Annotated in this window: 24 protein-coding genes; 14 read left to right on the top strand and 10 right to left on the bottom strand. The window is 66.7% G+C overall.

Going from position 1 to position 24,097, the window contains the following annotated elements; all coding sequences use genetic code 11:
- Positions 1–13: 13 nt before the first annotated feature.
- From I8J34_RS07530 to I8J34_RS07515, 4 genes are read right to left on the bottom strand one after another with little or no spacing between them, the layout of a single operon-like run.
- Positions 14–400 carry a nuclear transport factor 2 family protein gene (locus tag I8J34_RS07530; protein ID WP_214360782.1) on the bottom strand — a complete coding sequence of 129 codons (387 nt, stop codon included), beginning with the start codon at positions 398–400 and terminating at the stop codon, positions 14–16.
- Positions 397–1,035, bottom strand: coding sequence for a uracil-DNA glycosylase family protein (locus I8J34_RS07525; protein ID WP_230411743.1), 639 nt, complete (start codon positions 1,033–1,035; stop codon positions 397–399). Before I8J34_RS07525 ends, I8J34_RS07530 begins: the two co-directional genes overlap by 4 nt.
- A 28-nt stretch (positions 1,036–1,063) precedes the next feature.
- Positions 1,064–1,612 (bottom strand): cytochrome P460 family protein, encoded by a 549-nt coding sequence (locus I8J34_RS07520; RefSeq protein ID WP_214360781.1) that lies wholly within the window; start codon positions 1,610–1,612, stop codon positions 1,064–1,066.
- A 28-nt stretch (positions 1,613–1,640) separates the two neighbouring features.
- The gene (locus I8J34_RS07515) at positions 1,641–2,174 is read right to left on the bottom strand and encodes a carboxymuconolactone decarboxylase family protein (protein WP_214360780.1); all 534 of its coding nucleotides are present in this window, start codon (positions 2,172–2,174) and stop codon (positions 1,641–1,643) included.
- Between the two features lie 118 nt (positions 2,175–2,292).
- Between I8J34_RS07515 and I8J34_RS07510 the strand changes: the two genes are divergently transcribed.
- A complete protein-coding gene (locus I8J34_RS07510; protein WP_214360779.1) occupies positions 2,293–3,141 on the top strand; it encodes a helix-turn-helix transcriptional regulator in 849 nt (282 codons plus the stop codon).
- On the opposite strand, the gene I8J34_RS07505 is transcribed toward I8J34_RS07510, so the two are convergent.
- The 4 genes from I8J34_RS07505 to I8J34_RS07490 all read right to left on the bottom strand — a co-directional run bounded on the left by I8J34_RS07505 (position 3,122) and on the right by I8J34_RS07490 (position 8,085).
- On the bottom strand, positions 3,122–4,228 hold the full coding sequence (locus tag I8J34_RS07505; protein WP_214360778.1) for a peptidoglycan -binding protein: 1,107 nt from the start codon (positions 4,226–4,228) through the stop codon (positions 3,122–3,124). The two genes, I8J34_RS07510 and I8J34_RS07505, sit on opposite strands and share 20 nt — an antisense overlap.
- Positions 4,229–4,231: 3 nt before the next feature.
- Entirely contained in the window at positions 4,232–5,311 is a 1,080-nt protein-coding gene (locus tag I8J34_RS07500; protein WP_214360777.1) for a flagellar motor protein MotA, read from the bottom strand.
- A gap of 144 nt (positions 5,312–5,455) precedes the next feature.
- On the bottom strand, positions 5,456–6,049 hold the full coding sequence (locus I8J34_RS07495; protein WP_214360776.1) for a TetR/AcrR family transcriptional regulator: 594 nt from the start codon (positions 6,047–6,049) through the stop codon (positions 5,456–5,458).
- Between the two features lie 2 nt (positions 6,050–6,051).
- Positions 6,052–8,085 carry an NADPH-dependent 2,4-dienoyl-CoA reductase gene (locus I8J34_RS07490; RefSeq protein WP_214360775.1) on the bottom strand — a complete coding sequence of 678 codons (2,034 nt, stop codon included), beginning with the start codon at positions 8,083–8,085 and terminating at the stop codon, positions 6,052–6,054.
- 160 nt (positions 8,086–8,245) lie between these two features.
- Between I8J34_RS07490 and I8J34_RS25085 the strand changes: the two genes are divergently transcribed.
- The 3 genes from I8J34_RS25085 to I8J34_RS07475 all read left to right on the top strand — a co-directional run bounded on the left by I8J34_RS25085 (position 8,246) and on the right by I8J34_RS07475 (position 11,059).
- Positions 8,246–8,773 carry a DUF2778 domain-containing protein gene (locus tag I8J34_RS25085; RefSeq protein ID WP_353525761.1) on the top strand — a complete coding sequence of 176 codons (528 nt, stop codon included), beginning with the start codon at positions 8,246–8,248 and terminating at the stop codon, positions 8,771–8,773.
- Positions 8,770–9,030 carry a hypothetical protein gene (locus tag I8J34_RS07480; RefSeq protein WP_214360773.1) on the top strand — a complete coding sequence of 87 codons (261 nt, stop codon included), beginning with the start codon at positions 8,770–8,772 and terminating at the stop codon, positions 9,028–9,030. Before I8J34_RS25085 ends, I8J34_RS07480 begins: the two co-directional genes overlap by 4 nt.
- Positions 9,031–9,406: 376 nt before the next feature.
- Positions 9,407–11,059, top strand: a complete 1,653-nt coding sequence (locus I8J34_RS07475; protein ID WP_214360772.1) for a methyl-accepting chemotaxis protein — start codon at positions 9,407–9,409, stop codon at positions 11,057–11,059.
- Between the two features lie 51 nt (positions 11,060–11,110).
- On the opposite strand, the gene I8J34_RS07470 is transcribed toward I8J34_RS07475, so the two are convergent.
- Positions 11,111–11,656: a thioredoxin family protein gene (locus I8J34_RS07470; protein ID WP_214360771.1), complete on the bottom strand. Its 546-nt coding sequence runs from the start codon at positions 11,654–11,656 to the stop codon at positions 11,111–11,113.
- A gap of 166 nt (positions 11,657–11,822) precedes the next feature.
- On the opposite strand from I8J34_RS07470, the gene I8J34_RS07465 reads away from it, so the two are divergent.
- Complete coding sequence (locus I8J34_RS07465; protein ID WP_214360770.1) at positions 11,823–12,275, top strand: hypothetical protein; 453 nt, start codon at positions 11,823–11,825, stop codon at positions 12,273–12,275.
- A gap of 144 nt (positions 12,276–12,419) precedes the next feature.
- Here I8J34_RS07465 and I8J34_RS07460 read toward each other — a convergent pair whose 3' ends face one another.
- On the bottom strand, positions 12,420–13,415 hold the full coding sequence (locus I8J34_RS07460) for a YihY/virulence factor BrkB family protein (protein WP_214360769.1): 996 nt from the start codon (positions 13,413–13,415) through the stop codon (positions 12,420–12,422).
- 235 nt (positions 13,416–13,650) lie between these two features.
- Here I8J34_RS07460 and I8J34_RS07455 point away from each other — a divergent pair, with 235 nt between their 5' ends.
- The 9 genes from I8J34_RS07455 (at position 13,651) to I8J34_RS07415 (ending at position 24,084) form a co-directional block, all read left to right on the top strand.
- On the top strand, positions 13,651–15,615 hold the full coding sequence (locus I8J34_RS07455) for an AMP-dependent synthetase/ligase (protein ID WP_214360768.1): 1,965 nt from the start codon (positions 13,651–13,653) through the stop codon (positions 15,613–15,615).
- A gap of 15 nt (positions 15,616–15,630) precedes the next feature.
- Entirely contained in the window at positions 15,631–16,413 is a 783-nt protein-coding gene (locus I8J34_RS07450) for an ABC transporter ATP-binding protein (RefSeq protein ID WP_214360767.1), read from the top strand.
- A gap of 34 nt (positions 16,414–16,447) precedes the next feature.
- The gene (locus I8J34_RS07445) at positions 16,448–17,374 is read left to right on the top strand and encodes a branched-chain amino acid ABC transporter permease (RefSeq protein ID WP_214360766.1); all 927 of its coding nucleotides are present in this window, start codon (positions 16,448–16,450) and stop codon (positions 17,372–17,374) included.
- Positions 17,375–17,496: 122 nt separating this feature from the next.
- The gene (locus I8J34_RS07440) at positions 17,497–18,564 is read left to right on the top strand and encodes a branched-chain amino acid ABC transporter permease (protein ID WP_214360765.1); all 1,068 of its coding nucleotides are present in this window, start codon (positions 17,497–17,499) and stop codon (positions 18,562–18,564) included.
- Positions 18,565–18,631: 67 nt separating this feature from the next.
- Positions 18,632–19,954: an ABC transporter substrate-binding protein gene (locus tag I8J34_RS07435; protein WP_214360764.1), complete on the top strand. Its 1,323-nt coding sequence runs from the start codon at positions 18,632–18,634 to the stop codon at positions 19,952–19,954.
- 159 nt (positions 19,955–20,113) lie between these two features.
- Complete coding sequence (locus I8J34_RS07430; RefSeq protein WP_214360763.1) at positions 20,114–20,944, top strand: ABC transporter ATP-binding protein; 831 nt, start codon at positions 20,114–20,116, stop codon at positions 20,942–20,944.
- A 90-nt stretch (positions 20,945–21,034) separates the two neighbouring features.
- Complete coding sequence (locus tag I8J34_RS07425) at positions 21,035–22,264, top strand: phenylacetate--CoA ligase family protein (RefSeq protein ID WP_214360762.1); 1,230 nt, start codon at positions 21,035–21,037, stop codon at positions 22,262–22,264.
- A 67-nt stretch (positions 22,265–22,331) separates the two neighbouring features.
- Positions 22,332–22,940, top strand: a complete 609-nt coding sequence (locus I8J34_RS07420; RefSeq protein WP_214360761.1) for a carbonic anhydrase — start codon at positions 22,332–22,334, stop codon at positions 22,938–22,940.
- Positions 22,941–22,944: 4 nt separating this feature from the next.
- The gene (locus tag I8J34_RS07415) at positions 22,945–24,084 is read left to right on the top strand and encodes a CaiB/BaiF CoA transferase family protein (protein WP_214360760.1); all 1,140 of its coding nucleotides are present in this window, start codon (positions 22,945–22,947) and stop codon (positions 24,082–24,084) included.
- Positions 24,085–24,097: the final 13 nt, after the last annotated feature.

Genomic DNA, 24,097 nt, shown 5'->3' with positions numbered 1-24,097 from the left:
ACCCCACCCGAGCTCAGGGCACGCTGTCAGCCACCGGATCGAAATGGAACACCTTGGCGATGATGCGCCACTGGCCGTCGAGGCGGATCAGGCTGAGCAGATCGTCGAAATGCTTGTGCATCATGGTGCTGCGCATGCGCGCCAGCGCGGTGACCGGGCCGGCGAATTCGATGCTGTCGATGCTGTAGCTGCAGGCCTCGCCGGTGCTCTCGGGCGAGGTGCGCCCGGCGACGATAGGGAAATAGGTGGGCATGTCGAGGTGCAGCAGCTTGCCGTCGCTGGCGGTGAAGTAGTGCGCCTCGGGGTGAAAGACCTCGGCCAGCAGCGCGGTGTCGCAGCGCACCAGGGCGTCGTAGTACTTGTGCAGCAGTTCGGTGATGGCGGCAGTGTCGTCGGTCATGGGGTTTCCTTGGGGTTGGCGGTGAGGACGGCTTGGACGCGTGCTTGCAGCATGGGCAGCACGTCTTGTTCGAACCAGGGGTTGCGCACCAGCCAGCGGTTGTTGCGCGGGCTGGGATGCGGCAGCGGCAGGGCATGCGGCCAGTGTTCGCGCCAGTGCTCGACCACGCGGGTGAGCGGCGTCTTGCCGGTGCCGAGGTGGTAGTCCATGGCATAGCCGCCCAGCACGATCGTCAGCGACAGGCGCTCGAAGCGTTGCATGAAGGCATCGCGCCAGGCGGCAGCGCATTCGGGGCGGGGCGGCAGATCGCCGCGCTTGCCGGTGCCGGGGTAACAGAAACCCATCGGCAGGATGGCGATGCGCGTGGCGTCGTAGAAGGTGTCTCGGTCGATGCCGAGCCAGGCGCGCAGGCGCTCGCCGCTGGCGTCGTCGAAGGGCACGCCCGACGCATGCACCCGCGCCCCCGGCGCCTGGCCGGCGATCAGGATGCGTGCACGCGGGTCGAACTGGAACACCGGGCGCACGCCGTGCGGCAAGTGCGCCGCACAGCGGTTGCAGCGGCGGACCTCGGTGAGAAAGGCGTCAAGCGACGTCATCGGGGCGGGCGGGGTGTCGCGCAGGATCGAGCACTGCATCCTGCGCGACACGGCGGCCGAGGGCAAGTCAGCGGGCCGTCAGGGTCGGATAGCCCTGGATGAAGACCCGGTCGGTCTTGGCCGCCGGTACATGGCAGCCCTTGCAGTCCGCCTCGTAGCTGACGGCGGCGTTGGTGGCGGGGGCGTCGGCCTTGAATAAGGCCCAGCCCCAGCCGTCGGCCCACAGCGGGTTGCCGGAGAAGCGGCCTTTGGCGTCCTTGACCATCACGAACCATACCGCGGCGTCCGAACCCCATACCACCGGGTCACCGGTAGTCATGGCGCCGGTCTCCAGCTTGCGGATTTCTTTCACCAGGGTGGCGCCGTCGGGGAATTGCCCGGTCTTGCGGTAGTGCTCGGCCGAGGTCTTTTCGGTGTACACATCGTGCAGGCCGCGGGCCGGCGACTTTTCATCCAGCACCGCCCACGAACCCAGATGCACGAAGCGGTCGCGCACCTCGGTGGGGCGGCTGATGTGGCCCTGGCCGTTCACATAGGGCGAGAAATCGCCTGCCATGGCGAGCAGGGGCAGGGCGAGGGCGCTGGCGAGCAGCGCGCGGGAGAATGCGGGTTTCATTGTGCGTCTCCTTCTTCAAGCAGGGGGCTCAGACCGCCACCACCGGGAAGTCCACCTCGGTGTCGGCGACATGGTTGGTGTAGTTGGTGAGCACATTGAGGGCGACGTTGGCCACCACTTCGAGGATCAGGCTGTCGTCGAGGCCGGCCTGGCGGTAGCCGGCCATGGCCTCGGCGGATACGCGGCCGCGGTCCTCGACCAGGGCACGGGCGAAGCCGGCGATGGCGGCATTGAGCGGGTTGCTGCCGCGGCCGCTGCGGGCAGCGACGATGGCATCTTCGGACAGCCCGGCGCCCTTGCCGATCAGGGTGTGGGCGCTCAGGCAGTACTGGCAGGTGTTGGCCTGGCCGGCGGCGAGGGCGACGATTTCGCGCTGGGCGGCGCTCAGGCGGCCGGTGCCGAGGGTTTCGGACAGGCCGAGGTAGCCATTGAGCGCGGCGGGGGCATGGGCCAGGGTGGCGAACAGGTTGGGCACCATGCCGAGCTTGGCCTTGACGGCCTTGAGCGTGGCGGCGGTGGTGGCGTCGGCGGTGTCGATGGACAGGGGGGCGATATGGGGCATGAGGATCTCCGTTCGTTGGGGGTGCGGGAATGCACGTGACGGATGATCGGCCTTTGTTGGATACGATATGGCACACTACGTATCAAATTCGTAACCCAAAGTCTTGAGTGAGGCGCCCATGACCGATCGACTTGCCGGCCTGCTCCAGCACTATTCGCTGTCGGCACGCATGTTCCACAGCGGCCCGCTGTGCGGCCATCACCACTTCGCCGCGCCGCATGGCTATGTGCATCTGGTCAAACGTGGGCCGGTCACGGCGCGTGCCGCGATTCATGACGATCTGCAGATCAGTGAGCCGAGCGTGCTGTTCTATCCGCGCGTGGCGCCGCATCGCCTGCTGGTGCCGCCGAGCGAGACGGCCGAGCTGTTCTGCGCCGAGGTGGAGCTGGGGGCCTCGGCGGGCAACCCGCTGGCCATGGCGCTGCCGCCGGTGCTGCTGATCCCGTTGGCCGAGGTGCCGGGGCTGGGGCCGACGCTGGACCTGCTGGTGGCTGAGGCCTTGGCCGACCATTGCGGCCGTCAGGCGGCCATCGACCGCCTGTGCGAATTGCTGCTGATCCAGTTGCTGCGCTACCTGATGGACCGGCGCCTGGCGCCCACCGGGCTGCTGGCCGGCCTGGCTGATCCGAAACTGGCGCGCGCCATCGCCGCCATGCATGACGCGCCGCAGGCGCCGTGGACGCTGGCGTCGCTGGCCGAGCGGGCGGGCATGTCGCGCGCGCGCTTTGCGGCGGCCTTTCGCGACACGGTGGGCGCCACGCCGGGCGACTACCTGGCCGAGTGGCGCATGAACGTGAGCTGCACCCTGCTCAAGCAGGGGCGGCCGGTGGCGGTGGTGGCCGACCAGGTGGGCTACGGCAGCCCGAATGCGCTGGCGCGGGCCTTCCGCGCGCGCATCGGTTGTGCGCCGCGCGAATGGCTGGCGCAGGTGCGCGGCGAGGCGGCGCTCAGCGACTCGTCAGCTTGAGCTCGATGCGCCGGTTCTTGGCGTAGGCGGCGTCGGTGTTGCGCGGGTCGATGGGGTGGAATTCGCCATAGCCGGTGGCGGCCAGGCGCTGCGGGTCGATGCCCTGGGCGCGCAGGTATTTGACGATCGACAGCGCACGCGCGGTCGACAGCTCCCAGTTGGAGGGGAAGCGCGCGGTCGAGATCGGCCGACGGTCGGTGTGGCCGTCCACCTGCAGCACCCAGGGCAGGTCGGCGGGGATCTCGCGGGCGATGTCCTTGAGTGCGCCGGCCAGGCGCGCGAGCTGGGTCTTGCCGGCCTCGCTGACCTCGGCCGAGGCGCTGTCGAACAACACCTCGCTGGCGAACACGAAGCGGTCGCCGACGATCTGCACGTCCTCGCGCTGGCCGAGTACCGCGCGCAGGCGGCCGAAGAATTCCGAGCGGTAACGCGCCAGCTCCTGCACCCGGCTGGCCAGCGCCACGTTGAGCTTCTGGCCCAGTTCCTCGATCTTCAGATCCTTGTCGCGGGCCGCCTGCTCGGCGGCGCCGAGCGCTTCGTTGAGCTGTTCGAGCTGGCTGCGCAGGGCGGCGAGCTGGCGGTTGAGCAGCTCGACCTGGGCGATCGAGCGTTCGGACAGTTCGGTCTTTTGCTTGAGCGCGGTACCGGTGGTGTCCAGCTCGCTGGCCAGGCGCGCGGCTTCGGCTTCGAGCTCGGCCTTGAGGCGTTGCAGGGCGGCGATATCGGCGGCCAGCCGGGCTGCTTCGCTTTCGGCAGCGCTGCGTGCGGTCTCGCTCGATTGCAGGCGCGCATCGAGCGCCTGGCGGGCGGCGTCGCTGCGCTCGAGCGAGGCGGCCAGTTCGCCGAGGCGGATCTCGGTCTGGCGCCGGGCATCGGTCTCCAGGCTCAGTTGGTCGGCCAGTTGCGCCAGCTCGGCGTTGAGCCGAGCCAGTGCGCGGTCGCGCCCGCTGACCGCATCGGTGAGCACGAACTGGCCGATGGTGAAGATCAGGATGACGAAGACCATCACCATCAGCAACGCGGCGAGCGCGTCGACAAAGCCGGGCCAGAAGTCGATGCCGCGGCGGCGACGGGCCAGCGTGGCCATGGCTCAGTCGGCCCGGCGGCCGTCGAGCGCCGCGGCGATGGTGCGCGAGAGCAGGCGCAGCTCGGCGCGCAGCTCTTCGGTGAATTGGGCGTTGGCGTCGGGCTGGTGGGCGAGGTGGCGCACCAGCCCGGCCAGGTCATCCTGGCTGCTGGCCAGCGCGGTGAAGTCGCGCGACTCGCGCGAGATGAGATCGGACAGGCGCGTCAGCTGGGTGTTGAGCTCGGACAGGTGCTCGCCGGTGGCGCGCCGCTCGCGTTCGGAGTCGGCGGTCGAGCGCTGCATGCGCTCCAGCGACTCGGCGGTCTGCTCGAGCAGGGCCTGCACATAGGCCGGCACGCTGCCCTCGTCGCCACCGAGGCCGGAGGCGGGCAGGCGGGTGATGCTCGACAGCCATTCTTCCAGCTCGTTGTAGAAGCGGTTCTGCGCGTGGCCCGACTGCAGGTCGAGGAAGCCCACCACCAGCGAGCCGCCGAGGCCGAACAGCGAGGTGGAGAAGCTGGTCGCCATGCCCGACAGCGGCGCGTCGAGGCGGGTCTTGAGGGTGTCGAACATGGCCACCGGGTCGGTGCCCACGCTCATGCCGCCGATGATGTCGCCCACCGAGCGGATGGTCGCCAGCAGGCCCCAGAAGGTGCCGAGCAGGCCGAGGAAGATGAGCAGGCCGATCAGGTAGCGGGAGAAGTCGCGCTGCTCTTCGAGGCGGATCTGCACGCTGTCGAGGATGCTGCGCATCGAGGCCGGCGAGAGGTGGACGCGGCCGTTGTCGCGGCTGGTCAGCAGGCGGGCCATCGGCGCCAGCAGCACCGGGCGCGAGGTGCCGGCGTTGCCACCTTCGCCACCGTCCCGGCGCGGTTCGAAGGCTTCGATCCACAGCACTTCGCGCTGCAATCGCCACACCTGGCGCAGGTTGACCCCGATGCCGACCGCCAGCACCAGGAGGATCACGCCGTTGAAGGCGGCATTGGCGCGAAAGGCATGTTCGAGTTGTGGGGCGAGAAAGGCCGCGAGCACGGCGACCAGCGCCAGGAACAGGCTCATCCAGGTGGTGGCATGGGCTGGGCGGGTGAACGCCTTGGGTGTCATGGGCATCGGCTCCTCATCGGGCGGGGCTCGGACGCTCCCAGTCTAACCCGCATCCATGCCCAAGCCGAAGCGCGGCCGGCGTGCTGCGGCGTGACGCATGTCGCAGCGGCGGCCAGCCTGGCCCGGATCGCGGGGGAGGGCGCTTCAGCCCGGCGCCTGCCCGAGCAGCATCGCCACGGCGCTGTCGGCCAGCGCGTCCAGGGTCATGGCGCCGTCGGGCCGGTACCAGTGGGTGCTCCAGTTGAGCATGCCGAACAGCCACAGCCGCAGCGGCGGCGCGGCGCTGGTGAGGGTGCCCTGCGCCACCAGCGCGTCCAGCGTCTGCTGCCAGGGGATCTGGTAGCGGTCGAAGGCCTCGGCGATCTGGCGCCGGGCGGCGGCGTCGAGGGCGCGGGTTTCGCCGATCAGCAGCGGGGCGTTGGTGTCATGCTCGAAGAGGCTGCCCAGGTGCGCGCGTACCAGCCGGTGCAGGCGGTCGAGCGGATCGTCGACGCCGGCAATTGCCGCCTGCTGGCGCGCCTCGCTGGCGGCCAGGCCTTCGAGGATCACCGCCTTGAGCAGATCGAGCTTGCTCCTGAAATGGTAGAAGGGGCTGCCCGAGCGCATGCCGGCGGCTTCGGCGATGTCGCGCGTGGTGGTGGCCTCGAAGCCTTTTTCGACAAACAAGCGGGCCGCCGCACGCAGCACCTCGGTGCGGCGGTTGGCCTCGGCGGCCGGTTCGGTCTTGCGTCGCGGCATGCTCAGAGCGCCGCCGCGACGCGGGTGCCTTGGTCGATGGCCCGCTTGGCATCGAGTTCGGCGGCCACGTCGGCGCCGCCGATCAACGTCACCGGAATGCCGGCCGCCTCCAACGGGGCGAGCAGTTCGCGGCGCGGCTCCTGCCCGGCGCAGACCACGATGGTGTCCACCGGCAGCGTCTTGGCTTCGCCATTGACCGTGATGTTGAGTCCGGTGTCGGTGATGGCTTCGTAGCTCACGCCGGGGATCATCATCACGCCGCGCTTCTTGAGCAAGGTGCGGCGGATCCAGCCGGTGGTCTTGGCCAGCCCGTTGCCCACTTTCGATGCTTTGCGCTGCAGGAGGAATACCTGGCGCGCGGCTTTTTCATCGACCGCTTCGGCCAGCCCGCCGCGGTTGGCATAGCTCGGGTCGATGCCCCACTCGCGGTTGAAGCGCTCGGCCTCGCTGCGCGCGTCATGGCTGTGGGTGAGGAACTCGCCCACGTCGAAGCCGATGCCGCCGGCGCCGATGATGGCCACGGTGTCGCCGGCCGTCTTGCGCCCCTCGATGATGTCCAGGTAGCTCGCCACCTTGTCGCTGTCGGCGCCGGGGATGTCGAGCGTGCGCGGGGTGATGCCGGTGGCCAGCACCACATGGTCGAAGCCGGCGGCCGTGAGCGTTTCGGGGGCGACCCGCGTATTCAGTTGCAGCGCCACGCCGGTGGTCTCGATGCGCTTGCCGAAGTAGCGCAGGGTCTCGTTGAAGTCTTCCTTGCCGGGGATTCGCTTGGCGATGTTGAACTGCCCGCCGATGCGGTCCGCCGCGTCGAACAGCGTCACCGCATGGCCGCGCTCGGCGGCGGTGGTGGCACAGGCCATGCCGGCCGGGCCGGCGCCGACCACCGCCACCTTCTTCGGCGCGGTGGTCTTCTCGATGACCAGCTCGGTCTCGTGACAGGCACGCGGGTTGACCAGGCAGGAGGTCAGCTTGCCGTTGAAGATATGGTCCAGGCAGGCCTGGTTGCAGGCGATGCAGGTATTGATCTCGTCGCTCTTGTTGGCCGCCGCCTTGTTCACGAAGTCGGCATCGGCGAGGAAGGGGCGGGCCATCGACACCATGTCGGCACAGCCCGAAGCGAGCACCTCTTCGGCCACCTCCGGGGTGTTGATGCGGTTGGTGGTGATCAGCGGGATCGTCACCTCGCCCTTGAGCCGCTGCGTGACCCACGCAAAGGCCGCGCGCGGCACCATGGTGGCGATGGTCGGAATGCGCGCCTCATGCCAGCCGATGCCGGTGTTGATGATCGTCGCGCCGGCCGCCTCGATGGCCTTGGCCAGCGCCACCACTTCGTCCCAGCTGCTACCGCCCTCGACCAGGTCGAGCATCGACAGGCGGAAGATGATGATGAAGTTCGGCCCCACCTTGGCGCGCGTGGCGCGCACCGTCTCGACCGCGAAACGGATGCGGTTCTCGAAGCTGCCGCCCCATTCGTCGGCGCGGTGGTTGGTCTGCGGCGCGATGAACTGGTTGATCAGGTAGCCCTCGGAGCCCATGATCTCGACCCCGTCGTAACCCGCGTCCTGCGCCAGCTTGGCGCACTTGGCGTAGGCCGCGATGGTGCGGCGGATGCCCCAGCCGGTGAGTGCCCGTGGCTTGAAGCGGTTGATCGGCGCACGCAGCGCCGACGGCGCCACGCACAGCGGGTGGTAGCCATAGCGGCCGGTGTGCAGGATCTGCAGCGCGATCTTGCCGCCCTCAGCATGCACCGCGTCGGTGACGATGCGATGCTTTTTCACCTGCCACGAAAAGCTCAGCTGCGAGCCGAAGTGATACACCCGCCCGGCCAGATTCGGCGAAAACCCGCCGGTGACGATCAGCCCCGCGCCGCCGCGCGCACGCTCGGCATAGAAGGCGGCCATGCGCTCGAAGCCGTTTTTCTCCTCCTCCAGCCCGGTGTGCATCGAGCCCATCAGCGTGCGGTTGCGCAAGGTGGTGAAGCCCAGGTCGAGCGGGGCGAGCAGGTGTGGGTAGGGGGGCGTGGCGGGGGCGGTCATCGGGTCTCCGTTTTTCGATTAATTTTTAAGCAAGCAAGCGCTTGGTTATTTTGTCCAAGGCAATCAGAGATTGCAAGTAAAGGCTGGAACCGGCGCTTCAGGCCATGGCTCGAAATTATGCTAATGTCGTCCATGGATTCGTTGTGGTGCGTCGCCCAGAATGCCCGTAGCACCTGGGTGGTGGCGCAATGAGGGTTGTGACCAGAAAGAGCCTTTAAAGGACGATGGCGTTGATCGATTGCACATTTGCGTTGAATGGAGAGCCGATGAGCGAACTGCGTTGTCGGGGGCAGGCCTTTGCGGCCTTCTCCGCCGTGGCGACCATGCGAACAGGCGGGAGTTCGCCTGTCATTCCGGTGTCGGCCCAATCCCGCCAGGTACCTACTTCATCCTCGATCGCCAGTCGGGCGGCCTGCTCGGTGCGTTCCGGGATCTCTTCAGTGACCGGAAGATGTGGTTTGCGCTCTATGCCAACGATGGTCGCATTGATGACGAAACCTATTGCGATGCAGTGAAGAGAGGCCAGTTCAGATTGCATCCGAAAGGACCGCTTGGCATCAGTGAAGGCTGCATCACGGTCGATTCGGCGTCTGGGTTTCAGCATCTTCAGGCGCTCATCCGGGGCTCAGTACCGGTGCCTGTTCCGGGGACTCTCTTGAAGGCATACGGCAAGGTGGTGGTCTCGTGAAGCGCCTGTTCCTGGTCCTGGCCGTGCTCGCGTGGATAGCGGCTGCTTCCGTCGCCCTGACGCGTCTATGGTTTGCTTATCCCGACATCTTTCCCGCGCTGCCCGGGCCTTGGGTCAGCTATCTGCTTGACGCATACGGTGCCCAGAATGCCGAGGATGTGGCTGACCTTGAAATCTTGATCGGGCTTGCTGTGAGCATTCCGGTCGTGACGCTGATGACGGTTGTGGGGTTGTGGGTGGTCCGGCGGCGTCCTTGATATTGGTTTGTGGGGCATCTCAAAAGGCGTGTGTGCTGGACCCGCGTCATGGGTGAAGAATCAGGTTCGTCGCCCGGATGCCGCGCGGTGGAATCCAGGAAGACTGTCTGTCAGGTTGGCGGTAAACGGGGACGATGAGGGCAAAGCGATTCGCGGTGGCGACGTGCGCTCGCTGCCCGTCCGGGTGGGGCGTAGGCGGGTGCCGATGCGTCACCGATATACGACGAACGGTATAGATAACCCCTTCAGTTGCTTCCGGGGGCGTCGCAATCAAATAAAAAAGCACGCCGTGGTGCGCAGGGCGTTTGGCGTGTCACCGCCGAACGATCCGCCCAGACACCGCGTGCGCCCATGAGCCACCAGGAGAACAACCGCCATGCTTTCGAACCTGTCCGTCCGTTGGAAGATCATTGGCCCGATCCTCTTCATGGGGGCGATGTCCCTCGTGCTGAGCGTGTTCGGGATCCACAGCGCCAGAAACGCCGAGGCGCTCACCATTGAAGTAGGTGCCCGCTACTTGCCGGCCATTTCGGTGCTGCTCGAAGCCGATCGGGATCTCTACCAGGTGCTCGTGGCGGAACGCTCCTGGCTGAGCTCCGGCAACGATGGGCAGCACGCCAAATGGCAGGCGCAAATCGACGAAAACCGACAGCAGTCCGCGACCCGTGTCGGAAAGTTCGCCGCCATCGTCGCGCAGTTGCCGGCCACCGCTGCGGCGACCGCCCCGCTGCTCAAACAGTACGAAAGCGATCGGCGAGCCTGGGAGGCCAGCAGCGACCGGATCGTCACCTTGCTCAAAAGCGGCGACGAGGCCGCCGTTGCCGAAGCGCGCAGCCTGAGCTTTGGCGAGGCCGCCAAGCAGTTCGACAGCATGCGCGACCAGATCGACAAGTTGTCCGAAATCGTGGTCAATGGGGCCACGACCAGCGAAGCGCGGGCAGAAAGCTCGGCCCATGCCGCCTATGTCGGCACGCTGGTCATCAGCGCGGTCGTGGTGGCCACGATACTCGCGGTGCTGCTGTTGATGCCCAAGCTGGTGCTCACGCCGCTGCGCAACCTGAATGCGCGCTTGAAGGAATTGTCGGCTGGCGGGGGTGACCTGACGGTTCGTCTCCCGATCAATTCGAAGGACGAACTGGGCCAGATGGCGGCCAGTTTCAACCAGCTGCTGGACAGCCTGGGCGGGATGTTCCGTCAGCTGCTCGGCGATGCGGACAAGCTGACCGATGGCGTGCGAAAGCTTGAAGCGAGCATCAACGACATCTCCGATCGCTCGGAGGCGTTGGCCGATATCACCACCGCCAACGCCGCCAGCGTCGAGCAGATCACGGTGAGCGTCTCCCATATCGCCGACAACAGCAACGATGCCGAAGCGCTGGCGCACAGCACGGGTGAGCTGACCGTGGCCACCGCGGAGGGCGTGACCACCATTGCCGCGCAGGCTGTCGAAGCGGCCCGGCGGGTGCGCGAGCTGGCCGACGTGCTCGGCGGCCTGGACCGCCGCTCGGGCGACATCACCGGCATTGTCGGGGTGATCCGCGAGATCGCCGACCAGACCAATCTGCTGGCGCTCAATGCCGCCATCGAAGCGGCCCGTGCCGGCGAACAGGGGCGCGGTTTTGCCGTGGTGGCCGACGAAGTGCGCAAGCTGGCCGAGCGCACCGGCAAGGCCACGCTGGAAATCACCACCATGCTCGACGGCATGCGCGACGAAACGCAGCAGGCCGTCGGCTTCATGGAGCAGACCGTCGCGACGGTGGAGAGCAGCGTCAGCCTGACCGAAGACGCGCGCGGCAAGATTTCGGAGATCGGCAGCAAGATCACCGCCGTGGCCAACCGCATGAGCGAGGTTGCCCTGTCGATCAACGAACAGCGCAGCGCCACCTCGTCCATCGCGCAGAACACCGAGGGCATCACCGGGCGGGTCCAGGAAACCGATGCCGCCCTGCGCGAAGCGCGCAAGACGGTGGACCAGGTGGCCCTGGTGTCGCGCAGCACGATGGAGAAGTTCGCCGCCTTCAAGCTGTGATGCGCGCCCGCACCGCCCCCGGATGCCGCCTGGCGGCTTCCGCGGGCGGGCTCATCGCCACTTGATCGAACAGCCCATGCTGGGCGTTTGCTCGCGCGGGCCTTGCCCGGTGGCAGCGATCAGCCGCATGGCGTCGACCAGTTCGCGGTTGCGCTTGGTCGGATTGCCCCGGCCGGCATCGTCCAGGCGGCCGCGGTACTGCAGTTCGCCGTCCTTGTTCAGACCGAAGAAGTCCGGCGTGCACACCGCCCCGTAGGTGCGACCGACCTGCTGGGTCGCATCGACCAGATAGGGAAAGCTGAAGCCGTGTTCCGCGGCGAAGCGCTTCATGTTCGCCGGGCTGTCGAGCGGCACCTGGGTGGCGTCGTTCGACATCACGGCCAGCACGCCGATGCCCTCGGCCTGCAGCGTGCGGGCGTCGTCGGCCAGGCGGTCCGCAATGGCTTGCACATAGGGGCAGTGGTTGCAGATGAAGGCAATCAGCACGCCCTTGTCGCCCAGCTGTTCGGACAGGGTGTAGGACATGCCGTCGGGGTCTGGCAGCGTGAAATCGGGGGCTTGCCAGCCGAAGTCGCAGATCGGGGTGTCGAGAAGCATGCGGGTCTCCTGGGGGCCGAGGGGATGCAGCGCAGCGCCATCCGGGCGCCGTCGGACGATCTTGCACCGCGCCGGAAACCGTCCTTTTGCCCGCCGCCGGCCGACATGCTGTCAGACTGTCGGCGAATGGATGGCCATGAGGGCAATGATGACAGATCGAGCAGGCGTGCCGAAGCGACGCCGGATACCGTGGGTGCTGATCGGCGTGGTGCTCTTCGTGCTGGCGTTCATGGGGCGGACCGGCTACGACATCTACGACAAGCGCCAGGCCATGGCGCGGGTGCAGGCGGCCTTTGCCGAGTACGACCGCGCGGATCGGCGCTGGGCACGCGCCCTCGATGCCGCACTGAAGGCGCCGGGCGAGGCGGCGGCCGGCCCGATCCGCGAAATGGCCGAGGCCGAACAGACGGTGGCCCGGGTGCCGGCGTCGGGCTGTGCGGCACGGGTGGGCGAGCAGTTGGTGCGGGCGATGCAGGCGTCGCGGCAGGCTGTGATGGCGCGCTCGGCGACTGAGTCGACGGAAGATGCTGCGTTTGCCGCGGCGATGCGTGGTGCGAAGGATGTGCGTCTCGACTACGAGATCGCGCGGGCGCGGTGTTTCGAGTCGCCGAGAAGTTGAGGGCGTCGCGCCTTGTTATGCAGGCGGCTCTTTGCCGGTCGGCGGTTTGAATCGGGGCGTAGCCCGGGTCGCGCGCCGCGACATCCGGGGTCGGTGGTTGCGTGGGCCGTGATCCCGGTGTCGGGCCTTCGGCCCTCGACCGGGCTACCGGCTGGGCGCCCCTTCGGTGGCGGGGGGTTTGAGCAGGGCGGGGGTGGCCTCGGCGGCGGGCGTCTCGACTAGCGCCTCCGGCGCCTCTCGCGGTGCGGCCGCCTTTTTCTGTTTCTTCTGCCGCCGGAAATGCCGGTCGCCGACATGGTCGATGCGGTTGAGCTGGAAGGTGATCTCAGCGCCATACAGCAGGATCAGCGACACGTAGTACACCCACAGCAGCACGATGGCGAGCGAGCCGGCCGGGCCGAAGGTGGCGGCGGTGTTGCTGCGGCCCAGGTACAGGCCGATGGCCCATTTGCCGACCTCGAACAGGACGGCGGTGAGCACGGCGCCGATCATCAGGGCGCGGGTCGACAGCCGGGTGGGCACCAATACCTTGTAGATGATGCCGATCATGCTGCTTTGCAGGGCCAGCGAGATGCCGATCTGCAGCGCGGTGGCGAGCCACAGCAGCGCCTGGATGCCGCGCGTGGCGTATTCGCCCACGGCCAGGATGGCGGCGCTGGCGACCAGCGAGACCATCAGCAGGAAGCCGATGCCGATGACCACGGTGAGCCCGCGCAGCCGGCCGATGAGTTGCTTCATCCAGGCGCTGCGATCCCGGGACGGATGGCCGAAGACGGCTTCGAAGGCGTGGCCCATCTGGACGAACAGGCCGGTGGCGCCGATCAGCGTGACGAGCGTGCTGACCGCCGCGGCGAGTCCGCCCTGGCCGGATTGCTGGCTGGCGGTGACTAGGCGGGCGATGAGGCGGGCGCCGTCGGCGCCGATGAGCGCTTCGAGTTCGCCGACGATGCGCTCGCTGGCGGTGTCGGCGCCGAAGATCAGCCCGGCCACCGAAACGGCGATGACCAGCACCGGGGCCAGCGAGAAGGCGGAGTAGTAGGCGAGCGCGGCGGCATAGGTGGCGCAGCGGTCGTCGCCCCATTTGCGCGCGGCGCGCCAGGGCACCAGGGCGTAGCGAAGAAAACGGGTGAGGCGGGTCACGGGCGTCGTCGTCGGTCGGGCGGATGGAGTGCCTACTTTAACCCGCTTGCGTATGCCGTGTGGCAGCTGTCGTGACGGCGGGGCGCAATTGTCACAATTGCGTACATTCTGAAAATAGTTGCGCAAACATGCGCTGCGAGACTCCAGCCTCGAAAAGGGCCCCCGGCCCCCCGGACGCCAACAACACCACGGCGCCGCGGCAAAAAGACAAGAGACACCAAAGGAGGAGACGGGCATGTCGGACCCCCGTGGGCAGGATGAACTGAACACATTTCCGCGCCTGTTGATGCAGCATGCTCAACAGCGGCCGAACCGGCCGGCGATGCGCGAGAAGGAATACGGCATCTGGCAGACCTATAGCTGGGCGGAAGTGGCGCAGAACGTGCGCGCCATCGCCTGCGGTCTGGCCGAGCTGGGCTTCAAGCGCGGCGACCGTCTCGGCATCATCGGCGACAACCGGCCGCGCTTGTACTGGTCGGTGGCGGCCTGCCAGTGCCTGGGCGGCATCCCGGTGATGATGTACCAGGACGCGGTGGCCGAGGAAATGGCCTATGTGCTGCAGGATGCCGAGATCAAGTTCGTGGTGGTCGAGGATCAGGAGCAGGTCGACAAGATGCTCGAGATCCGCGAGCAGGCACCGCTGCTCGAGCATGTGATCTACGACGATCCGCGCGGCATGCGCCACTACGCCGAGACCTTCCTGCTCGGTCTGGACGAGTTGCAGGCGATGGGCACGGCGCATGACAAGGCGCAGCCGGACTTCCTCGACGGCGAGATCCGCAAGGGCCAGCCGGACGATGTGTCGGTGATGCTGTACACCTCGGGCACCACCGGCAAGCCGAAGGGCGTGTGCCAGACGCACGACGCCTTCATCCAGTCGGCCAAGGGCGGCTGCCAGTTCGACAAGCTCACCGAGAGCGAGGACATCCTCTCCTACCTGCCGATGGCCTGGGTGGGCGACCACCTGTTCTCCTATGCCCAGGCGATGGTGTCGGGCTTCACCATCAACTGCCCGGAATCGGGCGAGACGGTGATGACCGATCTGCGCGAGATCGGCCCCACCTACTATTTCGCCCCGCCGAGGGTGTTCGAGAACCTGCTCACCACGGTGTTGATCCGCATGGAAGACGCCAGCTGGATCAAGCGCAAGATCTTCGGGCACTTCATGGAGGTGGCCAAGCGCTGCGGCGCCGAGATCCTCGACGGGCTGCCGGTGTCGACCGCCGATCGCTTCCAGTACTGGCTGGGCAACCTGCTGGTCTACGGCCCGCTCAAGAACGTGCTGGGCTTCTCGCGCATCCGCGTGGCCTACACCGCCGGCGCGGCGATCGGGCCGGACCTGTTCCGCTTCTATCGCTCGATCGGCATCAACCTCAAGCAGCTCTATGGCCAGACCGAAACCTGCGCCTATGTGTGCCTGCAGCCGGACGGCCAGATCAAGCTCGATTCGGTGGGCAAGCCGGCGCCGGGCGTGGAGGTCAAGCTGGCCGAGAACGGCGAGATCCTGGTCAAGGGCCCGATGCTGCTCAAGGCCTACTACAAGCGCCCGGATGCGACCGCCGAGTCGCTCAACGAGGACGGCTACTTCCTCACCGGCGACGCCGGCTTCTTCGATGACGACGGCCACCTGAAGATCATCGATCGCGCCAAGGACGTGGGCAAGCTCAACAGCGGCAGCATCTTTGCGCCCAACTACATCGAGAACAAGCTCAAGTTCTTCCAGCACGTCAAGGAAGCCGTGGCCTTCGGCAACGAGCGCGACTTCGTCACCGCCTTCATCAACATCGACCTCGAAGCCGTGGGCAACTATGTCGAGCGCCGCGGCCTGGCCTACTCGGGCTATACCGATCTGGCCGCCCAGCCGATGGTGATGCAGCTGATCAAGGAGTGCGTGGAGGAGATCAACGCACAACTGGCGGCCGACCCGATGATGGCCGACTCGCAGATCAAGCGCTTCCTGATCCTGCACAAGGAGCTGGACGCCGACGACGGCGAGCTGACCCGCACCCGCAAGGTGCGTCGCAAGTTCGTCTCGGAACGCTATGCGGTGCTGATCGATGCGCTGTACTCGGGCAAGACCGAGCAGCACATCGAGACCGAAGTGAAATACGAGGATGGTCGTCAGGGCAAGATCGCTGCCGACCTGAAGATCGAAGAGGCGAAGACCTTCGCCCCGCAGGCCGCAAAGACGGCCGCCTGAGCGCGAGGAGACAACATGGCACGGGAAATCGGCGACGTCGTCCTGAAGATGGAGGGCATTTCGCTCTCCTTCGGCGGGGTCAAGGCGCTCACCAACATCAGTTTCGACGTGCGCGAGCACGAGATCCGCTCGATCATCGGCCCCAACGGCGCCGGCAAGAGCTCGATGCTCAACGTCATCAACGGCGTCTATCACCCGCAGGAAGGGCAGGTCACCTTCCGCGGCGAGGTGCGTCGCGACATGGAGCCGCACAAGGCGGCCAAGCAGGGCATTGCCCGCACCTTCCAGAACATCGCGCTGTTCAAGGGCATGAGCGTGCTCGACAACATCATGACCGGGCGCAACCTGAAGATGACATGCAACCTCTTTCAGCACGCCCTGCACTGGGGGGCGGCGCGCAAGGAGGAGATCGAGCACCGCCGCAAAGTGGAGGAGGTGATCGACTTCCTCGAAATCCAGAGCATCCGCAAGACGCCGGTGGGTCGCCTGCCCTACGGCCTGCAGAAGCGGGTCGAGCTGGGCCGCGCGCTGGCCGCCGAGCCGAGCCTGCTGCTGCTCGACGAACCCATGGCCGGCATGAACGTGGAAGAGAAGCAGGACATGTGCCGCTTCATCCTCGATGTGAATGACCAGTTTGGCACCACCATCGTGCTCATCGAGCATGACATGGGCGTGGTGATGGACATCTCCGACCGCGTGGTGGTGCTCGATTACGGCAAGAAGATCGGCGACGGCGAACCGGACGAGGTGAAGAACAACCCGGACGTGATTTCCGCCTACCTCGGCACCAGCCACTGAGCGCGCCGCGAAAAGGGATAAGAGGAGACTAACCATGCAGTTCTTTTTCGAAGTGCTGATCGGCGGCTTGCTTTCGGGGGTGTTGTACGCCCTGGTGGCCCTCGGTTTCGTGCTGATCTTCAAGGCGTCGGGCGTGTTCAACTTCGCGCAGGGCGCGATGGTGTTCTTCGCCGCGCTGACCTTCGTCGGTTTTCTGGAAGTGTTGCCGGGCTGGACCGGGCTGGAAGAAGGCGGCCGGGCGGTGTTCTGGCTGGCTTTCGTGCTCTCGCTGGGGGCCATGGTGTTGCTGGCCATCGCCACCGAGCGGGTGGTGTTGCGCCCGCTGGTCAACCAGCCGCCGATCACCTTGTTCATGGCCACCATCGGCCTGACCTTCCTGGTCGAGGGCATCGCCCAGGGCATCTGGGGCGCCAACGTGCGCGGCCTGGATCTGGGCATTCAGGACGAACCCATCGAATACATGATGGAGAACTTCAACATCCTGATTTCGTCCTTCGATGTCTTCGCGGCGACGGTGGCGGCGATCCTGGTGGCGGCGCTGGCGCTGTTCTTCCAATACACCCGCATCGGTCGCGCTCTGCGAGCGGTGGCCGACGATCACCAGGCCGCCTTGTCGATCGGCATTCCGCTGCGCCACATCTGGGTCATCGTGTGGGCCGTGGCCGGCTTCGTGGCACTGGTGGCCGGGATGATCTGGGGCGCGCGCAACGGGGTGCAGTTCGCGCTCACCTTCACCGCGCTCAAGGCGCTGCCGGTGCTGATTCTCGGCGGATTCACCTCGGTGCCGGGTGCCATCGTCGGCGGCCTGATCATCGGCGCCTCCGAGAAGCTGGCCGAGGTGTATGTCGGCCCCTTCGTCGGCGGCGGTATCGAATCGTGGTTCCCGTACATCCTGGCCCTGGGCTTCCTGCTGATTCGTCCGGAAGGCCTGTTCGGCGAAAGACATATTGACAGAGTGTGAGCCCCCACGCTTGGGGCCAAGGCCCCTGCGCTGCCCCCCGAGGGGGCCGTCGCCCGCCTTGGGGCGCCCCGGCGCCGGGCGATGGATACGAACAACGAGAGCGGCAACATTGGAGACAACGCATGCTTTACCGTGAAGCCGGCCAGTTCAAGGCCAGTTATGAGGCAGATCAGCAGATCTTCCCGATTTTGCAGGACCGTGTCGGCGTATTGCTGCTGATCGGGTTCTTCGCCCTGGCGGTGCCGCTGTTCGCCGACCAGTACTGGCTCAAGGCGATCCTGATCCCGGTGCTGATCTTCTCGCTGGCCGCCATCGGCCTCAACATCCTGACCGGCTATGCCGGCCAGCTGTCGCTCGGTTCGGCGGCGTTCATGGCGGTGGGGGCCTTCGGCGCCTACAACTTCATGCTGCGCATCGACGGCATGCCTTTCCTGGTGGCGATCCTGCTCGGCGGTCTGTGCGCCGCGGCGGTGGGCGTGCTGTTCGGCCTGCCGAGCCTGCGCATCAAGGGCTTCTACCTGGCGGTGGCCACCTTGGCCGCGCAGTTCTTCATCGTCTGGGCGCTGGTCAAGATCGAGTGGTTTTCCAACTACTCATCCTCCGGCGTGATCACCGCGCAGGAGATCGAGATCCTCGGCTTCGCCTTCGACGGACCGGTGTCCAAGTATCTGCTGACCTTGTTCGTGGTGGTGGTCATGGCCTTGCTGGCCAAGAACATGGTGCGCTCGACCACCGGCCGGATGTGGATGGCGGTGCGCGACATGGACGTGGCCGCCGAGGTGATCGGAATCCGCCTGATGCGCACCAAGCTCACCGCCTTTGCCGTGTCCTCGTTCTACTGCGGTGTGGCCGGCGCGCTGTATGCCTACACCTACATCGGCACGGTGGAGCCCGAGGGCTTCAACCTCGACCTGTCGTTCAAGATCCTGTTCATGATCATCATCGGCGGGGTCGGCTCGATCATGGGTTCCTTCCTCGGGGCGGCCTTCATCGTGCTGCTGCCGATCGCGCTCGACGTGACGGTGCCGGTGCTGCTCGGCGATCTGGTGTCGGCCAGTTTCGTATCCAATCTTCAGCTCATCGTCTTCGGCGGGCTGATCGTGTTCTTCCTGATTGTCGAACCGCACGGGCTGGCGCGCCTGTGGCAGATCGGCAAGGAGAAGCTGCGGCTGTGGCCGTTCCCGCACTAAACTGGAATCCGGTCGGCCGGCCAGGTCGATCTACCCAGGCAACATCAAAAAGAGAGGAGATAGACACATGAATCTGAAGAAGACAGTCATTCTCGGCGCTGCTGTCGCGGGTTTGCTGGGCTCGTCCCTGGCGATCGCGGCTGAGCAGTTCATCGGTCTGCCGAGTTATCGCGTGGGTCCGTACGCTGCCGGGGGTTCCGGGATTTTCGGCGGCTGGATCGACTACATGCAGATGATCAACGAGCGCGACGGCGGCATCAACGGCGTCAAGCTGGCCTGGGAAGAGTGCGAAACCGAGTACAACAACGCCCGCGGCGTCGAGTGCTACGAGCGTCTGAAGGAAAAGGGCGAGACCGGCAACACGGTGTTCCAGCCCTTGTCCACCGGCATCACCTACTCGGTGCTCGACAAGGTCGCCAAAGACAAGATCCCGCTGGTGACCATGGGCTACGGTCGCACCGATGCGGCTGACGGCCGGGTCTTTCCCTATGTCTTCCCGCTGATCACCACCTACTGGTCGCAGGCGACCACCATGATCAAGTACATCGCCGGCAAGGAAGGCGGTACCGACAAGCTCAAGGGCAAGAAGATCGCCCTGCTGTACCACGATTCGGCCTACGGCAAGGAGCCGCATGCCGTGCTGGAGAAGATGGCCGAGCGCTACGGCTACGAGCTGACCAAGATCGCGGTGGCCCACCCGGGCAACGAGCAGCAGTCGCAATGGCTGCAGATCCGCCAGTTGAAGCCTGACTGGGTGATCCTGTGGGGCTGGGGCGTGATGAACCCGACCGCGCTCAAGTCCGCCGCCAAGACTGGCTTCTCGCGCGAGAAGATGCTCGGCGTGTGGTGGTCCGGTGCCGAGGAAGACACCGTGCCGGCCGGCAGCGCCGCCAAGGGCTTCACCGCCGCGGGCTACAACGTGGCAGGTGACAACTACCCGGTGATCAAGGACATCGAGACGCATGTCTACGCCAAGGGCAAGGGCAACCTCGAAGACAAGTCCCGTGTCGGCAGCGTGTACTACAACCGCGGTGTGGTCCATGGCCTGATCACCGTCGAGGCGATCCGCAAGGCGCAGGAGAAGTACGGCAAGGGCAAGGCCCTGACCGGCGAGCAAGTGCGCTGGGGCTTCGAGAACCTCGACCTCGACGACAAGCGCCTGGCGGATCTGGGTGCCACCGGCTTCCTGCCGCCGCTCAAGACCAGCTGCATGGACCACGAAGGTTCCGGCAGGGTCAAGTACCAGCAGTGGGACGGCAGCAAGTGGAACGTCGTCACCGACTGGATCGAGGCCGACAAGGAAATGGTCCGCGGCATGATCGAAGAGTCCGCGGCGGCCTACGCCAAGGAAAAAGGCATCACCCCGCGCGATTGCTCGAAAGAGATGTAATCGCACGGGCACGCACGGCCGGCTCGCCGGTCGTGCGCGGCCTTCCCCCAGCGGGGAAGGTCCGCCGAGCGCATCGCGGTGTGTTCGGCGGACCCTCTCTTGAGAAGTTTGCGGGGGAGGAGGGGACACCACCAAGTCGGCAGAGACATGACAATGACAATGCAGAACACTGCCGCGGCCACCGAGGCCGCACCCTACCTCAGCGTCAACAACGTCGAGGTCATCTACGACCACGTCATCCTGGTGCTCAAGGGCGTGTCCCTTGAAGTGCCCAAGGGCAAGATCGTCGCATTGCTCGGGGCCAACGGCGCCGGCAAGAGCACCACGCTCAAATCGATCTCGAACCTGCTGCGCGCCGAGCGCGGCGACGTGACCAAGGGCAACATCGAATTCAAGGGCGCGCGCATCGACCAGATGACGCCGGCCGACCTGGTCAAGCGCGGCGTGATCCAGGTGATGGAAGGCCGTCACTGCTTCGGCCACCTGACGATCGAAGAGAACCTGCTCACCGGCGCCTACACCCGCGGCGACGGCAGCGCCGGCATCAAGCGTTCGCTGGACATGGTCTACCAGTACTTCCCGCGCCTCAAGGAGCGCCGCAGCTCGCAGGCCGGTTACACCTCCGGCGGCGAGCAGCAGATGTGCGCCATCGGCCGCGCCATCATGGCCAACCCCGAGATGGTGCTGCTCGACGAGCCCTCGATGGGCCTGGCGCCGCAGATCGTCGAAGAGATCTTCGAGATCGTGAAGGACCTGAACAAGAAGGAAAGCGTCAGCTTCCTGCTCGCCGAGCAGAACACCATGGTGGCGCTGCGCTATGCCGACTTCGGCTACATCCTCGAAAACGGCCGCATCGTGATGGAAGGCGAGGCCAAGTACCTGGCCTCCAACGAGGACGTCAAGGAGTTCTACCTCGGCCTGTCGGGCGAAGGGCGCAAGAGCTTCCGCGACGTCAAGCACTACCGCCGCCGCAAGCGCTGGCTGTCCTGAGCGCTGCCTTCGCGGCCGGAGCCGCGACTACGGCCGGTCGGGGCGCATGAGCGGCGCACCCGATCCGTTTCGATCGAACCAAGGAATGTCATGAACTTCTTCGACGCCAGAGAGCACCGCGATCCCGCCGAGCGCGAGCGGGATCTGCTGGCCCGCCTGCCCCGCCAGATCGCCCATGCCAAGGCCAACACGGCCGCCTTCGCCGGCTTGCTGGCCCGGGTGGACCCGGCCAGCATCACCACGCGCGAGGCGCTGGCGACGTTGCCGGTGATCCGCAAGTCGGAACTGCTCGACCTGCAGAAGGCCGCGCGGCCCTTCGGCGGCTTCTCGGCCGTCGGTTGGGGCGCCGCCTGCGCCCGCGTGTTCGCCTCGCCCGGCCCGCTGTACGAGCCGGAAGGCGCGCGCGAGAACTACTGGCGGGTCGCCCGCGCCCTGTTCGCCGCCGGCTTCCGCGAAGGCGACCTGGTGCACAACACCTTCTCCTACCACATGACGCCGGCCGGCTCGATCATGGAGACCGCCGCCCATGCCATCGGCTGCACGGTGTTCCCCGGCGGTGTCGGCCAGACCGAGCAGCAGCTCGAAGCGATGGTCGACCTCAAGCCGGTGGCCTACACCGGCACGCCGTCCTTCCTGCGCATCCTGCTCGACAAGGCCGACGAGGCCGGCATCACGCTCAACCTGAGCAAGGCCTTCCTGTCGGGCGAAGCCTTCCCGCCGAGCCAGCGCGACGCCCTGGCTGCGCGCGGCATCCACGCCTACCAGGGCTATGCCACGGCCGACATCGGCCTGATCGCCTACGAGACGCCGGCGCGCGAAGGCCTGGTCATCGACGAGGACGTGCTGGTCGAGATCGTGCGCCCCGGCACCGGCGACCCGGTGGCCGACGGCGAGGTCGGCGAAGTGGTGGTGACCACCTTCAACCCGGACTACCCGCTGATCCGCTTCGGCACCGGCGACCTCTCCGCCATCCTGCCCGGCGCCAGCCCCTGCGGGCGCACCAACCGGCGGATCAAGGGCTGGATGGGGCGGGCCGACCAGACCACCAAGGTCAAGGGCATGTTCGTGCACCCCGGCCAGATCGCCGCGGTGGTCAAGCGCCACCCCGAGATCGCCCGTGCGCGCCTGGTGGTCGACAACCCCGGCCTGACCGATCGCATGACGCTGTGCTGCGAGGCGGCCGACGATGCGGCGCTGCGCGAGCAGATCGTCGCCTCCCTGCGCGAGACGACCAAGCTGCGCGGCGAAGTGGCCTTCTGCGCGGCCGGCACGCTGCCCAACGACGGCAAGGTGATCGACGACATCCGCAGCTACGAGTAGACACGCGGGCCCGCCGTGCCGAGGATAGGGGCGTGAAGGACCTCTCCAACCCCTGCAGGAGACTGCCGTGATCCGCGATCTGCTCGAAGGCAACAAGCGCTTCGTCGACACCGTCTTCGAGCGCGAGCGCGACTACTTCGCCGAGCTGTCGAAGGCGCAGCACCCCACGGTGCTGTGGATCGGCTGCTCGGACTCGCGGGTGCCGGTCAACACCATCACCCAGACCCGCCCGGGCGAGATCTTCGTCCATCGCAACGTCGCCAACATCGTCGCCGGTGCCGACTGGAATCTCTCCGCGGTGCTCGAGTTTTCCATCAACCACCTCAACATCCCCGACATCGTCATCTGCGGCCACTACGGTTGCGGCGGCATCCAGGCGCTCGACGCCGCCAGCGAGCATGACCAGTACGTGCCGATCTGGCTCAACAGTGCGCGCGAGGCGGCGCACCGGGTCGATGCCCGCTTGGCCGCCGAGGGCCGGCAGCTCGATGCCGACGCCCGCCTGCGCCTGATCGTCGAAGAAAACGTCAGCCTGCAGCTCGAACACCTGCTCGCCTACCCCTTCGTGGCGCGCGCGGCCGATGCCGGCAAACTGGCGGTGCACGGCTGGGTGTACGACATGGAATCCGGTCGCATCCAGGTCCAGCGCTCCCGCCCGCGCCGCCCCACGGAATGAGCCCATGACCGAACGCAATAAACCCCTGGCCGGGATGACCGTCCTCGACCTCACCCGCCTGCTGCCCGGCCCGCTGGCCACCCTGCACCTGGCCGACCTCGGTGCCGAGGTGATCAAGATCGAAGACCCCGGCGTGGGCGACTACGCCCGCCGCATGGGCGCCATGCATGGCGACACCAGCTACTTCTTTCAGCTGGTCAACCGCAACAAGAAAAGCCTGGTGCTCGACCTCAAGGACCCGGCCGACAAGGCCGTCTTGCTCGGCCTGGTCGATACGGCCGACATCCTGGTCGAGGGCTTTCGCCCCGGCGTGATGGCCAAACTCGGCCTCGACTACGCCACGCTCAGCGCGCGCAACCCGCGCCTGGTCTACGGCAGCATCAGCGGCTACGGTCAGACCGGGCCCTATGCCCAGCGCGCCGGCCATGACATCAACTACCTCGGCTACGCCGGCGTGCTCGACCAGATCGGCAGCGCCGGCGGCCCGCCAGCACTGAGCAACCTGCAGATCGCCGACCTGCTCGGCGGCACGCTGACCCCGCTGGTGGGGCTGCTGGCGGCCGTCATCGATGCGCGCGCCAACGGCCGCGGGCGGCATGTGGACGTGGCCATGACCGACGCCGCGCTGGCCCATGCCATCTTTCCCATGGCCGAAGTGCTGGCCCACGGCCAGACCCGGCCGCGCGGCGACGACCTGCTCACCGGCGGCGTGCCCTGCTATGGTGTGTACGAGACCCTGGACGGCCGCCACATGGCCGTCGGCGCGCTCGAAGAGAAGTTCTGGCAACTGACCTGCGACACTCTCGGCCGGCCCGATCTCAAGCCGTATCACTTGAGCGTCGGCGAGCAGGGGCGCTATGCCCGCGCCCAGCTCGAAGCGATCTTCCGCGGCCGTACGCTGGCCGAATGGACGGCGGTGTTCGATGCCGTCGATTGTTGTGTCACGCCCGTGCTGCGCCTGCACGAGAGCCTGCAGCATCCGCAGATCCAGGCGCGCGGCATGGTCGTCGAGGTCGGCGGCATGCGCCAGTTCGCCCCGCCCTTCGGCCTGAGCGAGTTTTCGCTGGGTGAGGCGACCGCCGCGCCGGCGGCCGATGCCGACGCGGCCGAGTTGCGCGCGCGTGCATCCAGATCGGGCGGATAGGCGTACAGGGCGT

This window comes from Denitromonas iodatirespirans, from assembly GCF_018524365.1.
Lineage (GTDB): Bacteria > Pseudomonadota > Gammaproteobacteria > Burkholderiales > Rhodocyclaceae > Nitrogeniibacter > Nitrogeniibacter iodatirespirans.
Note: the sequence above shows the minus strand (reverse complement) of the source record. Positions and strands in the feature narration are given on the sequence as shown.